Source organism: Bradyrhizobium sp. LB14.3, from assembly GCF_040547985.1.
In the GTDB taxonomy this organism is placed as follows: Bacteria; Pseudomonadota; Alphaproteobacteria; order Rhizobiales; family Xanthobacteraceae; genus Bradyrhizobium.
On the sequence record NZ_JBEPQT010000002.1, the window covers coordinates 516,764 to 530,934 of the forward strand.

The 14,171-nt window shown below is 61.6% G+C and carries 20 protein-coding genes and 1 tRNA gene; 20 read left to right on the forward strand and 1 reads right to left on the reverse strand.

From position 1 onward, the window contains the following. The first annotated feature begins 21 nt into the window (after nt 1-21). From ABIB00_RS06195 to ABIB00_RS06250, 12 genes are all read left to right on the forward strand, one after another. A tRNA-Gln gene (locus ABIB00_RS06195) sits at nt 22-95 on the forward strand. 311 nt (nt 96-406) lie between these two features. Next, nucleotides 407-1,576, forward strand: coding sequence for a phage portal protein (locus ABIB00_RS06200; protein ID WP_354103727.1), 1,170 nt, complete (start codon nt 407-409; stop codon nt 1,574-1,576). After that, entirely contained in the window at nt 1,576-2,244 is a 669-nt protein-coding gene (locus ABIB00_RS06205; RefSeq protein WP_354103728.1) for a tail assembly protein, read from the forward strand. Before ABIB00_RS06200 ends, ABIB00_RS06205 begins: the two co-directional genes overlap by 1 nt. Further along, nucleotides 2,244-2,573 (forward strand): gene transfer agent family protein, encoded by a 330-nt coding sequence (locus tag ABIB00_RS06210; RefSeq protein ID WP_354103729.1) that lies wholly within the window; start codon nt 2,244-2,246, stop codon nt 2,571-2,573. Before ABIB00_RS06205 ends, ABIB00_RS06210 begins: the two co-directional genes overlap by 1 nt. A 123-nt stretch (nt 2,574-2,696) precedes the next feature. Further along, nucleotides 2,697-3,329, forward strand: coding sequence for an HK97 family phage prohead protease (locus ABIB00_RS06215; protein WP_354103730.1), 633 nt, complete (start codon nt 2,697-2,699; stop codon nt 3,327-3,329). Nucleotides 3,330-3,361: 32 nt separating this feature from the next. Beyond that, nucleotides 3,362-4,486, forward strand: coding sequence for a phage major capsid protein (locus tag ABIB00_RS06220; protein ID WP_354103731.1), 1,125 nt, complete (start codon nt 3,362-3,364; stop codon nt 4,484-4,486). Nucleotides 4,487-4,498: 12 nt separating this feature from the next. After that, complete coding sequence (locus tag ABIB00_RS06225) at nt 4,499-5,068, forward strand: hypothetical protein (RefSeq protein ID WP_354103732.1); 570 nt, start codon at nt 4,499-4,501, stop codon at nt 5,066-5,068. A 185-nt stretch (nt 5,069-5,253) separates the two neighbouring features. After that, nucleotides 5,254-5,397 (forward strand): HNH endonuclease signature motif containing protein, encoded by a 144-nt coding sequence (locus ABIB00_RS06230; protein WP_354103733.1) that lies wholly within the window; start codon nt 5,254-5,256, stop codon nt 5,395-5,397. Beyond that, nucleotides 5,394-5,768, forward strand: a complete 375-nt coding sequence (locus ABIB00_RS06235; RefSeq protein ID WP_354103734.1) for a hypothetical protein — start codon at nt 5,394-5,396, stop codon at nt 5,766-5,768. The genes ABIB00_RS06230 and ABIB00_RS06235 overlap by 4 nt, the downstream gene beginning before the upstream one ends. 2 nt (nt 5,769-5,770) lie before the next feature. Beyond that, complete coding sequence (locus ABIB00_RS06240) at nt 5,771-6,058, forward strand: head-tail connector protein (protein ID WP_354103735.1); 288 nt, start codon at nt 5,771-5,773, stop codon at nt 6,056-6,058. A gap of 1 nt (nt 6,059) precedes the next feature. Then, nucleotides 6,060-6,482, forward strand: a complete 423-nt coding sequence (locus ABIB00_RS06245; protein WP_354103736.1) for a DUF3168 domain-containing protein — start codon at nt 6,060-6,062, stop codon at nt 6,480-6,482. Next, complete coding sequence (locus tag ABIB00_RS06250; protein WP_354103737.1) at nt 6,479-6,796, forward strand: phage head closure protein; 318 nt, start codon at nt 6,479-6,481, stop codon at nt 6,794-6,796. Before ABIB00_RS06245 ends, ABIB00_RS06250 begins: the two co-directional genes overlap by 4 nt. Nucleotides 6,797-6,798: 2 nt before the next feature. On the opposite strand, the gene ABIB00_RS06255 is transcribed toward ABIB00_RS06250, so the two are convergent. Then, a complete protein-coding gene (locus tag ABIB00_RS06255) occupies nt 6,799-7,026 on the reverse strand; it encodes a hypothetical protein (RefSeq protein WP_354103738.1) in 228 nt (75 codons plus the stop codon). A 74-nt stretch (nt 7,027-7,100) separates the two neighbouring features. On the opposite strand from ABIB00_RS06255, the gene ABIB00_RS06260 reads away from it, so the two are divergent. The 8 genes from ABIB00_RS06260 (at nt 7,101) to ABIB00_RS06295 (ending at nt 14,166) form a co-directional block, all read left to right on the forward strand. Continuing rightward, complete coding sequence (locus ABIB00_RS06260) at nt 7,101-7,391, forward strand: hypothetical protein (RefSeq protein ID WP_354103739.1); 291 nt, start codon at nt 7,101-7,103, stop codon at nt 7,389-7,391. Then, complete coding sequence (locus tag ABIB00_RS06265) at nt 7,361-7,762, forward strand: phage terminase small subunit P27 family (protein ID WP_354103740.1); 402 nt, start codon at nt 7,361-7,363, stop codon at nt 7,760-7,762. Before ABIB00_RS06260 ends, ABIB00_RS06265 begins: the two co-directional genes overlap by 31 nt. Further along, nucleotides 7,740-9,365, forward strand: a complete 1,626-nt coding sequence (locus tag ABIB00_RS06270; protein ID WP_354103741.1) for a terminase large subunit — start codon at nt 7,740-7,742, stop codon at nt 9,363-9,365. The genes ABIB00_RS06265 and ABIB00_RS06270 overlap by 23 nt, the downstream gene beginning before the upstream one ends. Before the next feature lie 3 nt (nt 9,366-9,368). Next, nucleotides 9,369-9,764: an HK97-gp10 family putative phage morphogenesis protein gene (locus ABIB00_RS06275; protein ID WP_354103742.1), complete on the forward strand. Its 396-nt coding sequence runs from the start codon at nt 9,369-9,371 to the stop codon at nt 9,762-9,764. Continuing rightward, complete coding sequence (locus ABIB00_RS06280; RefSeq protein WP_354103743.1) at nt 9,757-10,101, forward strand: gene transfer agent family protein; 345 nt, start codon at nt 9,757-9,759, stop codon at nt 10,099-10,101. Before ABIB00_RS06275 ends, ABIB00_RS06280 begins: the two co-directional genes overlap by 8 nt. Next, nucleotides 10,088-12,364 carry a hypothetical protein gene (locus ABIB00_RS06285; protein WP_354103744.1) on the forward strand — a complete coding sequence of 759 codons (2,277 nt, stop codon included), beginning with the start codon at nt 10,088-10,090 and terminating at the stop codon, nt 12,362-12,364. The genes ABIB00_RS06280 and ABIB00_RS06285 overlap by 14 nt, the downstream gene beginning before the upstream one ends. Before the next feature lie 99 nt (nt 12,365-12,463). Then, nucleotides 12,464-13,069: a hypothetical protein gene (locus tag ABIB00_RS06290; protein WP_354103745.1), complete on the forward strand. Its 606-nt coding sequence runs from the start codon at nt 12,464-12,466 to the stop codon at nt 13,067-13,069. A gap of 746 nt (nt 13,070-13,815) precedes the next feature. After that, nucleotides 13,816-14,166 carry a hypothetical protein gene (locus tag ABIB00_RS06295; RefSeq protein WP_354103746.1) on the forward strand — a complete coding sequence of 117 codons (351 nt, stop codon included), beginning with the start codon at nt 13,816-13,818 and terminating at the stop codon, nt 14,164-14,166. Nucleotides 14,167-14,171 lie beyond the last annotated feature (5 nt).

Genomic DNA, 14,171 nt, shown 5'->3' on the forward strand with positions numbered 1-14,171 from the left:
GAATTTGTTCGGCTATTCCGTTGGGGAATGGTGTAACGGTAGCACAACAGACTCTGACTCTGTTTGTCTAGGTTCGAATCCTAGTTCCCCAGCCATTTCAGTGTTATGTCAACAAAATCAGTTACTTAGACCCACGTCAGTGACCTCAAAACGGTGCCACTCGTAACCGCTTTTCGGCACCGCAGGGCGTAACCGCGCCTCACTCTCGCCACTATTGAGGTGCGTAATATAGTTGCGTTATCGGAGGTTGCTCCGAAACAAATGCACAGCACACAGAGACCGTTCAACCGCACGCCTTGCCGGCGCGCCAACCTGTGTTTGTGCTCATTTGTCCGTCGCGACTCGCCTAAAATCTATTCTCGGCTTCGAAACTAAGGCCAGCCTCGCTGAGCCCGACGACTTTCTGTTGTCGCTTTTCGGTGCCGCCCAGACCATCGCCGGCGCCAATGTGACCCCGGCCAGCGCCATGTCGTGCGCGCCGGTCGCGTGCGCGGTCCGCTCGATCTCCGAGGCGGTCGGCCAGCTTCCCTTGCGCATCTACAAGCGGACGGCCGACGGCGGCAAAGAGCCGGCTACCAGCCATCCCCTTTACCGCCTCCTTGGTGACGCACCGAACACCTGGACGCCGGCCTCGCTCTTCCGTTCCCAGGTCACTGCCGACGCACTGTTGCAGCCCTACGGCGGCTTCGCGCAGATCGTGCGTGTTGACGGCCGCCCCTTCGAACTCATCCGGCTAGATCCCCAGCTTTCCGCGATCGTCGTCGACTACTCCAACTTCGAACCGGCCTACGCCATCAAGGCGGACGGCAAGAACCCGGCGCGCGAAATCCCCGCCGCCGACATCATCCACATTCATAGCCCCGCATACCGCCCCTCGCGCGGCCTGGTCGGCGAGGGCCGCGAAGCCATCGCTCTGTGCATGGTCCTGGAGCAGCACGCGGCGCGCCTGTTTGGCAACGGGGCGAGGCCATCTGGCGTCCTCTCACTTAAAGGCAGCATCACCGCAGACGCACTCACCAAGGCCAAGGCGGCATGGCAGGCCGCGCATAGTGGGACCAACTCCGGCGGGACCGCAGTGTTGCCCAGTGACGCTTCCTGGCAGGCGATGACCTTCTCTAGCGTTGACGCCCAGTTCCTAGAGCTACGCAAGTTCGCAATCGCGGAGATCGCGAGGCTGTTTCGCGTTCCGCTGCACATGCTGATGGAGGCGGACCGCTCGACGCCGCGCAGTATCGAGGCGCTCGGCCAAGAATTCGTCACCATGACCTTGCTGCCTTGGCTGAAGGGCTGGGAACAGGCCCTCGAATTGAAGCTCTTGGCGAAGGAAGAGCGCGATCAGTTCTGCATCGAATTCAACCTGGACGCCTTCGCCCGCGCCGATCTCCTCGCCCGCGCACAAGCTCTTTCCGTCGCAGTCGCAGCGCGAATCTTGAACCCCAATGAAGCGCGGTCCATCGGCTTTGGCCTGCCTGCCTATGTGGGCGGGGACACCTTCGAAAATCCGAATACCAGCAGCGCACATGCCGGCGGCGCACTCAGCGCGAGCGGCAAGACCAACGATCAAGAGGCCGCCTGATGCTTCGCACCATCCACCTTCATGGCAAGCTCAGCAAAGAATTCGGCGCGTCACATCGCTTCGATGTTGCGACGGCCGCTGAAGCTCTACGCGCGCTCAACTGTGCGTTCCCCGGCCGCTTCGTGAAGGCGCTGGAGCAAGGGGCCTACAAGATCGTGCGCGGTGACAAGCGCAACGGCATGCAGCTCGACCTCGATCTCGTGAACCAGTTCAACCTGGGCCTCGCGGATCTCCACCTGATCCCGGTCGCCAAGGGCGCGGCATCCAATACGGCCAAGGGCACCACCAAGATCGTGCTCGGCGCTGCGCTGGTCGGCGGCGCGCTGTTCTTATCCGGCGGTTTGCTTGCAACTCCGCTGGCGGCATCCGGCATTCTGAGCGGCACGACTTACGGCACCGTGGCAGCGATCGGCCTTGGCCTCGCACTGTCTGGTGCATCAACGCTCCTGACCAAGCCCGCCGGTCAACCAACGCAGACTTCCAACGGCCTCAACGTCAACGGCGGCAACATCGGCAATTCCGGCCAGCAGGGCAATGCGGTCCCGCTGATCTATGGCGAGTGCATGGTCGGCACGACCCCGGTCGAGGTTTGGTCCGACGTCGAGGACATCAACGTCTATGCCGACAGCGCCGGCTCAATCGAGACCGCATTCGGGGAGCGCGGCTAATGGCTGATCTCTCCTACACCACCTTTTTCGGCGACGGCGAATACGCATTCCTGCTTACGCCCGCAATGATCCGGGAGCTTGAGACGAAGTGCGGTCCCGTCGGCGCGATCAGCAATCGTCTTTTCGCGCGCAACTTCGCCCAGGCCGATCTCTCCGAGCTCATTCGGCTCGCGTTAATCGGCGGCGGAGTGACGCCCAAGCGCGCCAATGAGCTGATCGTCGCTTATGTCGACGGCCGCCCGCTTATCGAAACATACGAACTCGCCGCCAAGATCCTTGAGCGGACGCTCTTCGGCAACCCTCACGGAGATCAAGCAAGTGCAAGTTAACCTCACCGCCAACGGCGCGACCAATCCAGTCCCTTGGTATGGCGGCGCCGGCACGTTCTCTGCCTACGGCAACTTCGGCGGCGGCACTGTCACGCTGCAAATGTCGCCTGACAATGGGACGACTTGGGTCAACGTCGATTCATCGGGCGAACACTACTCTACCTTCACCACCAATGGCACGTGCGGCTTTGTGCTCGGTCTCTGCCTTATCCGCGTTCAACTCACTGGTGCGACCGCGCCGTCCATTACGGTCTCCATCTGATGGACCGCCTTGAAGTCAAAGCGACGCTCAGCGTCACCGATGCTGGCGAGATCGTCGGCACCGCTTGGCCGTTCGGCGAGCCGGACACGACCGGCGACCTCATCGTCAAGGGCGCGTTCAATTTCGTCTCGAATGAGCTTCCGGTCCTGTTCCAGCATAACCCGTCTGATCTGATCGGCACCTGGACCGACGCTGCGGAGACAACTGACGGCCTAGTGGTCAAAGGCAAGCTCCACATGGATCAGCCTCGCGCTCGCACCGTGCTCGGCATGGTCAAGAGCGGCTTGGTTTCCGGTTTGTCGATTGGGTTCAAGACCAGGTCGTCAACTCAACAGGGCCGCAACAGGGTAATCGCCGCGCTCGATCTTTTCGAGATCAGCGTCGTTCGCAATCCCGCTCATCCTCGCGCTCGCATCACCAGCGCAAAGAATTACGACACCGCGGAAGCGGTGGCCGCAATCATTCGACGCTTCACGGCGGCGTCAACCAACTGACCTCAACCTCTGAAAGGCAAAGTCCCACTCCAATGAAGCATGTTTCCCCCATCGAACTGAAAGACACCGGCGCCGGTAACGACGACCCGGCTGCGATCGTGACCAAAGCCCTGGAGGGCTTCCAGGGCACGTTCGAAGATCGCATCAAGGCCATCGAGACCAAGTCGACCGAACGCCTCGATCGTCTTGAGGCCAAGCTGAATCGCCAAGGCCACGGCGCTGGCGCCGAAGTCGAGACCAAGTCTTTCGAGACGTTCCTTCGCCACGGCCCGGACGGCCTGAGCGAGATCGAAAAGAAGTCGCTCGCCGCCGCCGGCAATACCGTGCTCACTCCGCCGGAGTTCGGTCAGGAAGTGCTCAAGCTACTGCGCCAGTTCTCGCCCATTCGCCAATATGCGCGCGTGGTTACGGTTGGCTCGGCACAGGTTCAGTATCCGCGCCGCACCGGCTCGACCGCTGCGACCTGGGTTGCGGACACTGCCGACCGCACCCCGAGCGACCCGTCTTACGAAGGCGTGAACATCACGCCTTTCGAAGCGGCGACCTATACCGACGTGTCCAATCAGCTCCTTGAGGACAACGCCTACAATCTCGAAGGCGAGCTGGCTTCCGATACGGCGGAATCGTTCGGCATCGCCGAAGGCACCGCATTCGTGAAGGGCAACGGCACCACTCAGCCGGCCGGCCTGATGACCGCGAGCGGCATCTCGCAGATCATCACGGGAGCGGCTGCAAACTTCCCGAGCTCGACGCCGGCAGACGTGCTCATTGGCATGTTCCACGCAATCCCGACGCTCTGGGCACAGCGCGGCGCGTGGCTGATGAACCGCAATACGATCGCGGCCATCCGTCTCTTCAAGGACGGCATGGGCCGTTACCTCCTGATCGACGACCTCGCGAACGGCGGCGCGCCGACGCTGCTTGGCCGGCCGATCGTTGAGGCGCCGGACATGGACGATATCGGGGCGAACAAGTTCCCGATCCTGTTCGGCGACTTGTCCGGCTACAGGATTGTGGACCGGATTTCCTTTCAGGTGCTTCGCGATCCCTACAGCATGGCGACGAAGGGCCAGACCCGCTTCCACTCGCGCAAGCGCGTGGGCGGCTCGATCACGAACCCCGACCGCTTCGTGAAGCTCAAGATTTCGGCGACCTAAGAGGAAAAGAATATGGGGCTCGCAGCGAATACCTATTCCCTCCAGCTCGGCAACACGTCTTTCGACTTGAAGCCGTCGCTGCGGGCCGCATTCGTCTTGAACGAAAAATACGGTGGCTTCCAGAACCTCTCGCGCCACCTCGCGGAAGGCAGCATCACCGCCGCCGTCGACGTAATCAACGCCACCATCGCCGATCAGAAGGCCTGGGCCAAATACGCGCTCGCGCCTGACAGCACGGTCGTGTGCGACCTCATGAACGCATTCGGCGACCTGATCGAGTTCGTCCTGTTGCTCGCGGGCGCCGACGACATCAGCGACAAAGTCGACGCCGGCAAATCGATCCCATTCAATGAATACTTCACCCAACTCTTCCAGATCGGCACCGGCTGGCTTGGCTGGGCGCAGGATGACACCTGGGAAGCGACACCTGCCGAGATCATCAACGCTCAGAAGGGACGCATGGAAATGCTCAAGGCCCTGTTCGGCAGCAAGGAGCAATCGGCAGACACTACCGACGTTACCAGCATCAAGGACGACCTCAACGCCATCGGCGACCTGACCAACCATGTGAGGCCGCGCTAATGCCCTACAAGTGTGGTCGAGTGTGCGCTTGCGGACGGATTGTTGCCGGCGATGCTCGCTGTGTATGCCAAAGCCAGCGCCGCAAGGAAGCCGACCAGCGTAGGCCGAACGCCAACGATCGCGGCTACGATAGCCGCTGGAGCAAAGCCCGCCGCACGTTCCTGGACAAGCACCCGCATTGCGCCATGTGCGGCAAGCCTGCCGTCGTGGTCGACCACATCAAGCCGCACCGTGGCGACAAGCTCATGTTCTGGGACAAGGGCAACTGGCAGCCTCTCTGCACCCATCACCACAACAGCACCAAGCAATCAATCGAGCGCCGGCAATGAGCAATGAGACCAAGCTGTGGTGTGCCGTGATCTCGCAGGCGATCACTGATGCAACCCTACCACTCGACGTGACGACCAGACGCGAACGCACCGAGCGCCAGCGAGCGCGTGATTGGTTCGTCCAGGATGATCGCAGCTTCCGTGATGCCTGCTATCGAGCGGGCTTCGAGCCTGATCGCGTGCGCAGCTACGTGCTGCCGCTGATCGCGGAGGCGGGCAAGCATGATCAGCCGATGCCACAACGCACGCGGAAACGCCGTGTCCGGTTCTCAGCGAGACATACCCCGGGGGTGGGTGAAAACATCACAAACGACCGCCGCGACCGGAACACTCCCTCGACGCAAGAGACCCCCGAATTGGAGATTTTCTGACCATGGCCGCAGTCACTTTGGCCGAGCTCAAGGCGCACCTGAACCTCACCACCGACCAGGACGACCAGCTTCTCGCCGGCAAGCTTGAGGCCGCGAGCGCGTGGGTTGGCGCCTATACCGCGAGCGATCCCGGCCTGGACACTACTCCGGCGCCGATGAACGAGGCGATCCTACAGTTGGCCGCGCACCTCTATGAGAACCGCGAGGCCAGCCTTGTGGGCGTCACCGCGTCGGCGCTGCCCTTCGGTTTCCTCGATTTGCTGGCCCATTATCGCGCGTTTGCGTTCTGAAATGACCATTTCCGACCCCTCATTGAGCCTGCAAAAGGCTATTCGAGCGCGTCTGATCGCGAGCCCGGAGCTCATGGCCCTCGTGCAGGCTGATCACGTGATGGACGCCAACGGCCGGCCCGAGGTGATGCCTGCTGTTTTCGTCGGCGAAGGGCAGACCGTCTTTCGGCGCTGGGACGCCACGACCTACGCGACCCTCCATGTTTGGTTCGCAGAGCCGGGCTTGGTCCAATGCAAGGAAGCAGTCTCCCCGATCGTCGCGGCGCTGCGGATCGATGCCCAGGCCGATGGCGTGCTGCTGATCGACGGCTTCACCGTGCACGACATGCAGGCCACCCAAACCCGCTACGTCCGAGATCCTCACGGTTCCTACAGCCATGGCGTAGTGACCGTCGCCGCCATCGTAAAGGCGAGGACAGCATGAGAGCCGGTAACCTCGATCGCCTGATTGAAATCCAGCGCCGCACCACCGGCTTGGACCTCTACGGCACTCCAACTGAGACCTGGACGGTGGCCGCTACCCTGCGCGCCCAGCTCTTGCAGCACGCCACCGACGACAAGGAAGGCCAGCGCGGCCATACCACGGACGTAGTCCGGACCTTCCGGACGCGCTGGCTCGACGGCGTCGGGCTCGACAACCGCGTCACCTATGACGACCAGCAGTATCAGATCACCCAGATCAAAGAGCTGGGCCGCCGCCGTGGCCTCGACCTCACCGTTGAGAAGGTCGGGCCATGATCTCAGTCCTCGAGCGCGTAGATGGCGCGAAGCTTTTTCTCGATCTCTGCCACTCGCCGAATACCGGCCGGCCGCAAGTAGCCTCGGCTTCTTGCTTCGGTAAGGACGCGCCAGTCACCTTTATTGCGATGAGGAATCACCGAAACGCCTACCAGGCCGAGGCCGCTCTCTCGCAACTGCTCAATGATGATCCAGCTCAAATCGCCATTCGAAATCGGTTTTTTAGCCATCGAATCTCCTCAGCCCGGCTGAAGCCTATCCGCCCCCGGTTGCGGCGCAAGTCCGGTCCATTTCGGGGGCCAAAATGACGGGCCTGATCACCGCAGAGCGCCTCCGGCAATTGCTTGCCTATGATCCTGCCACCGGCATCTTCCGCTGGAAGATCAGCACCAACGGCCGTGTAAAGGCCGGCGATGTTGCTGGTCATATCAATAGCGTCGGCCATCGCCGGATCTGTATCGACGAGCGATTTTACCAGGCCTCCCGTCTCTGTTGGCTCTACATGACCGACTCCTGGCCGAGGGGGCGCGTGCGTCGCGTCAACGGCATTCTAGATGACAACCGATGGATCAATCTGTGTTTGAGGGCCGCGTGAAGGGCCGCAAACCAGAGCTCATGGCCGACGCCAACGCGCTCGACGCCTCGACCCGGCCGCCGTCCTGGTTGAGCAAACAGGCCAAGGCCGAATTCCGCCGCGTAATGCCGGAGTTGGCGAAGCGTCGCATCCTAACCGTCGCGGACCTAGGCTCATTGGAGAGCTATTGCGTAGCCATGGGCAGGGTTCGCCAGTTGGAAGGCCTCTTGCGCACCGAGATCGACCTGAAGCTCCTCCGCGCCCAGGACAAGAGCATGGTGACGGCTCGCCAGCTTGCGGCCGAACTCGGCCTGACCCCTGTTTCCCGATCCCGTCCGGCTGTGCGCGACAACGACAACGAAGGGGACGATGACAACCCGCTCGCCCTCTAAGGACACCTATCCGCACTGGATTTTCGACGACACGCCCATTCCCGACCCGTTCGGCCATGGCGAGCGCGCAGTCGAATTCCTCCGGCGGCTCAAACATCCAAAATCGACGCTGCCCCGAATGCAATTTCAGCTCGATCTCTGGCAGGAAAGGATTGTCCGCGCGATCTATGGGCCGCGCGACGACGCCGGCAACCGGATTGTCAGCACCGTTGTCATCCTGGTCCCGCGCGGTAACCGCAAGACCAGCCTGTCCGCTGCCTTGGCTCTGCTTCACACCATCGGCCCCGAACGGGTTGCCGGCGGCGAGGTGATCTTTGCGGCCAGTGATCGCAGCCAAGCCGGCATCGCCTTCAAAGAGGCCCGTAGCATCGTCCAGGCCGATCCTAAGCACCTGGTCCCGGTGACGAAGATCTATGACGCCTTCAACAGCGCAAAAAAGATCGCCTATCCACGCGAGGGGACTGAACTCGAAGTCATCTCCGCAGATGCACCGAGCAAGGAAGGCAAAACGATCTCGTTTTGCCTGGCAGACGAAATTCACGTGTGGCGCGGAAATGATCTTTGGAAGGTCCTGACCAACGGCCTGGACAAGATCGACAACAGCTTGCTCGTGGTAGCGACCACCGCCGGCCGTGGGCAGGACAACATCGCCCATGAAGTGATCGAGCGCGCCCGCAAGATCGCGCGCGGCGAGATCATCGACCCGACATGCCTCCCTGTGCTTTTTGAGTCACCGGCAGATGTTGACTATGCCAGCGAGGAGGCTTGGCGCCGCGTCAATCCGGGGAGCGCGCACGGCTATCCGTCGATCGCCGGCTTCAAGCGCCATATCGCGCGCGCCAAAGACAGTCCCACCGAACGCGACAGCCTGTTGCAATACAAGCTCAACGTCTGGCTTGACCATTCGACCTCGCCCTTTGTGGACATGCTGACCTATGACAAGGGCGCGGCGCCGATCGACTATGAGGCCTTGCGCGGCGCGCCGTGCTGGGTCGGCGTCGATATGTCAAAGACCAGTGACCTTTCGGCTGTGATCGCATGCTTTCGGGAGGGTGACACCTACACCGTATTGCCACACTTCTTTTGCCCCGAGGCCGATATCCGCCGACGCGGCGACCTCGATGGGGTCAACTACGTTTCTTGGGCCAAGGACGGTTTCATCAGTCCAACGCCTGGCAACGTGATCGATAACGCTGCTGTCGCGGACTACATTCGCTCGCTCTCGGAGCGCTTCCAGGTCCAGGAGATCGGTTTTGACGTGGCCTATGCCCAGGCTGTGATGGCGCCTCTGGTCGACGAAGGCTTTCCAGTAGTCACTATCCGGCAAGGCTGGGTAACGCAATCACCCGCGCTCAACACCCTTGAGGCCGCAATCATCAGCGGCAACTTCCGGCACGGCGGACACCCCGTCTTGCGCTGGAACTTCGCAAACGTCGCGATCCACAAAGATGCAAACGACAATCGGATCATTCACAAGAGCAAGAGCACCGATCGCATTGACGGCGTCGCCGCGACCTGGATGGCCGTGTCGCGTGCGGCGGCCGGCGATAGCAGCCGCTCGATCTATGAACATCCGGACGCTGTTGAGCTTCTATCGTGGTGACCTATGGCCGATGACCTCGACGACTACCTGCTATCATTGCCCGACCGGCTCACCGAGCGACTGAGCGACGCGCTGCGCGAGCAGGCCTTCCGCCTTTCGGACGCCCAGCGCGAAGCTTTGCGTGCCCTTGAACAGTCGCCAGAGAGCGGCGCGCTGGAAGCGTCGTGCACGGTCGCTCCCGGCGCCAATGGCCTCGAATACATCGTGATGGCCGGCGGCGACATGACGACTAAGGAGGTCCGCGAAGGTAGCGGCGAGCCTTATGACTACGCGCTCGGTTTTGAATTCGGGACCAGTCACCAGGCGGCGCGGCCATTCTTCTACCCGACCTACAACGCCATGCGCGACGACATGCAAAAGGCGATCGACGAAGCTGTGAATGAGGTTTTCAATGACTGACGACAAATGCGCCCGCTCGATCACCTGGGCCGGCGGCACCCAAACTTTCACTCTGGCGCACCCATATGTGCAGCGCGTGTTGTCATGGCGCGGCATCCCCGGTCCAGGCGGTAGCTCGATCGCGGCTGTCATGGCGCGCTTTGAGGCCAGCAACTATTCGGCCAGCGACGTAGAGCGCCTGATCGAGCTGGCCCTGGTCGGGGGCGGCACGCCAGAGCGCGAAGTTGAAGCGCTGTTAGACGCCCATGTGCGCGGCAAACCGCTTGCCCCCAATGTCCTGATCGCCAGCGAAGTCCTGGCGGCCCTTTTCGTCGGAGATACCCATGCCAGCGCCTAGCCTCAGGATCCCCATCAGCGTCGATCTGGAGAAGTTCAAGGCCCAGATGAAAGAGACCAGCTCGCTGGCCAGCACCGCTACGCGCCAGATTGCGAAGCAGTTTTTGGCCATGAACGAAGACATCGGCAAGAGCATGGCCGGCGCCGCTGCGAAGTCGGCGCTTGGCCTCGCAACCAATGTCGCGCTGGTCGTGGGGTCATTCAAGCTGATGACGGCGGCGATCGCTGGCGCGCGCGAGCAGATGCAGCAAATGGTCGATATCGCCGACAAGGCCCAAAACCTTGGCGTATCGCCCGCGTTCCTTCAGGCCTTCACCGCTGAAGCCAAGAAATTGAAGGTGGAGGCCGGCGAGCTCGAATCTGCGCTCGACCATGCCTTCAACGCGACCAAGGAACAGTCGCCGATCGACATCGGCGAGTGGACCTTGGGCGAGGAAAAAGTCACCAGCGTCGAGAAGGCATTACGCGTCTACAATGAGACCTTAGCCAAGACTGCCGGCCAGCAGTTGCAGGGCCTGGTCCTATTCCGGGACGCAAAGACCCAGGAGGACAAGATCAAGGCGGTGCTTGCGGCGATGATCCAGCTCGACCAGATCGGACAGCATGCGGCGAGCCTCGACCTGGGCGAGAAGATGTTCGGCGCCCAAATCGTCGATCGCATGCGACAGGGCCGGACCAGCGCCGAAAGCATGCTGGCGACGATCAAAGACGCCAGCGCCAACGCGGACGGAATTTTCAGTAACGCCCTGGTCGAGCGCGCCAAGGAAGTCGACGACCAGCTTAAGCTTGCCCATCAGCGGCTCTCGACCGCGTTGAAGCCGTCCTGGGATGACCTCGCCAGCGTCTTGATGGACATCAAGAGCGGCTGGTCGGACGTGGTCGGCTACATCGCCAAGGCGGTTGAGTTGTCTAACAAGCTTCCGCGTATTCCCGGCATGCCGGCGAGCTCCAGTGACGTTGGCGCAAAGCGAGACGCCCTCGACCAGGTCAACGCGCGCCTCAACGGGACCGGCGGCGGTTTACTCGGTTCCGTCAATCTCCCGCCGTTGTCCATCCCCGGCCTGGGGCAGATTTACAACGGCACCACGGCCGACCTTGAGGCACACCGCGACCGGCTGCAAAAGGAGATCGCGGCGCTGACGGCGAACGGGGAGCAGTATGGCCCGACCGCACCGAGCCAGACGCGCGGCACCGGCCCCGCGCCCACGATGATCAGCACCGGCAACGACGTGGACAAGCTCGGCACGGCTGCCGACAGCATTGAGAAGCGCACCGCCGCATTGCAGGCGGAAGCCGCCGGCCTCGATCTCGCGACCAGCGCACGCGAGCGGAACAAAATCGAGGCGCAGCTTCAAACAGTCGCGATGCAGGCCAACGCCGCTGCTGGCAAGGGCGAGAAGGTCGTCACCGAGGAACAGCGCAAGCGTATCGAGGAAGTCACGACCGCGTATGCCCAGGCCACCGAGGCGATCGAAAAGGCCACCGTCGCACAGTCGATCCGGCGAGGTCGCGAGACCTCGCTGCTCGATCCACAGGACGTGCAGATCGCGAACGAATTGAAGGGCCTCTATCCCGACGTTGCGACCGCGCTGAACTCGGTGGAGGCCAGCGCCATGCGGACGAATGAAGCTATGCGGTCCATCGGCAGCACCATGTCGAGCAGCCTCACGAGCGGCCTAGCGGACATCCTGGACGGCACCAAGAGCGTTTCGGCGGGATTCGCCGACATGTCCAAGGCGATCGTCCGCGCGCTCGAAGAGGCGATGATCAAGGCACTTGTCGTCGCGCCGATCATGCGCTCGCTAACTGGCATGTTCGGCCTGGGTGGTTCCTCTCTGCCCTTGCCCGGCGAGGGCGCATTCATTGGGCCGGTAGCCAAGGCAGACGGTGGATTCATCACCGGACCAGGGGGACCGCGCGACGACAAGATCCATGCGCGCTTGTCCAATGGCGAGTTTGTCATCAACGCGGCCTCGACGGCGAAGCACCGCGCCGCGCTCGAAGCGATCAACAGCGACCGCATCCCCCGATTCGCGAATGGCGGCTTGATTGGCGGCACCGGCAGCGGGGCCGCGCCGATGATTGCCCCCGCGCATGTGATCGCACCTTCGATCTCCGTCAACGTGCAGGGCTCGCCCGGCCAGTCCGCCCAGGACCACCAGCGCACCGGCGAGAACATCGCTAGGTCCCTAGAGCATCAGGTCCGCAGCATGATTGCCCAGGAACTCCGCACCCAGCGGCGTCCCGGCGGCGTGCTGCGGTAAGAAAGAGGGCTTGATCCTCAAGCCGCGCGCTATATAGCGCCTGAAAAACGAAAACCCCCGCCGGCGAAGCGAGGGTTTTCCAAGGAGTGCCCAGTTTAGGTGTCAACACTGACTGGACGGTCCAGACCCAAGGTTCCGAGGCCCATGTCTGAACAGTTTGATTATAGCACTTGCGATCAAGATCGCGCGCAAAATATCGACGATCGCGAAGAAAAAAGAACCGCGCTCCCGACTGAATGGGAAGCCGCGCTCGCGGACCTCGACGACGAGCCCGCGCCGGCCTCGACAGAACCCGAAGTCGAAGAGCAGCTCGACGTAGAGCCGGCGCGCGTAAAGCCGAACTACCGCGCCATGTTCGATGCCGCGGAGGCCAAGAAGAAGCTCGCCAAAGGTCGCAACCGGCAGCAGCGGCATCGCGCGCGACCACGGGAAACGAGCATCGCCAAGCTTGCGAGCTCGCTTCGTAAGGCGATTGCGAAGTCGCGGGGGAATAAGCAGCTCGAGCAATTGGGCGAGCGGGTGGCGGAGCTTGCCGGCTTCCGCTTCCTCTCACGGATCATCATTGCGCAGCACGGCCCCATGTCTGACGCCGCTCTAGCGCGGCACCTTGACCATGGCGACGGCTTCACCCGAAAGAAGGTATGGCAGTTGCGCCAGATCGTTGCTGACCTAGAAGCCAACGGCGGACCGTGGCACGACATCTAGCCTATAATTTCGGAATTTCTGGCGTCACGCTCTTGAAAAATTGTAGTAGTTTCAATTGGTTACAGAGGCAGGATGGAACAGATCTTTAGGCAGGGTGGAACAGATTGAAAGCGTTCTGTTCCACCCTGTTTTCAGAAACCCTATAAAACAAGGGGTTTTTGAAAAGTCGACATGTCACGTTTGCTAGAAGTAGGTAGTTGTTTAGTTGTTTAGAATAGTGGGGAGCGTTAGCTCCCCTAGGAACCGTGACAGCGAAACTCGCGGTCTCCCTCGCTCCGCTCGGTCGCTTCGCTCCAAGGGCCGCCTCCGGCGTCCCGCTCTTGAAACCACCTCCGGAGATGGGAAGTGTTTGCGAGGAAGTTGAAGTTGGACTGCTCCCGGCCATACGCCGGCCTCCGGCCGGCTCATATCCTGGTCGAGAACTCTCCGGCTCTGGCAAACCCTTCCGGCCATGCTCGCCGCCTGCGGCGGCTCACGACGGCCACGGTCCTGAGGGAGGCGTTCCGGTCCGCGCGCGGTCGAGCGACGTGCGTTTACCGATGATGCCCAGGATCAGCAGCAGCGAGTCAGGATTCGTTTTTTCGTGCTGGTAGCTACCAGACACCGGACAGAGGGGCTGACGCATCAGCGGGCTTCTAATCGAGGCCTAAAATGGAAGGGCTGCCGAATACCGATCAACTTCTTATCGAAGCGTTAAACGATTCCCGTGATCCTGCGGGCATAGTTTAAACATTCAGAGGACAACGATGTCCGAAGTGATCAATTTTCCGCGCCCCCAAGAGTCCCCTGCGGTGCATCCCGGCGTTCTTCGTGTTCAACAGCTTGCAACTGTATTGTCCAAGCTGCACGGAGCAAACCTGCGCACCCAAGACGACATGCGTGGCGCGCTATGGATCCTCGATCTCACCAACCAATGCGTTCGGGTTATTCTGTCAGACTTCAAGGATGATCCCTGTATCCGCGAACTCATTCGGCACGCGGAGGAATTGACGGCTTCCATAGAGAGAGCCGGTGGCATGGTTCAGCACCTTGGCCCGGCTTCGCAGAACGCTGCCGTTGCAAGCAGTGATAACGACTCAATTGAACATAGAGCATGAGGTTG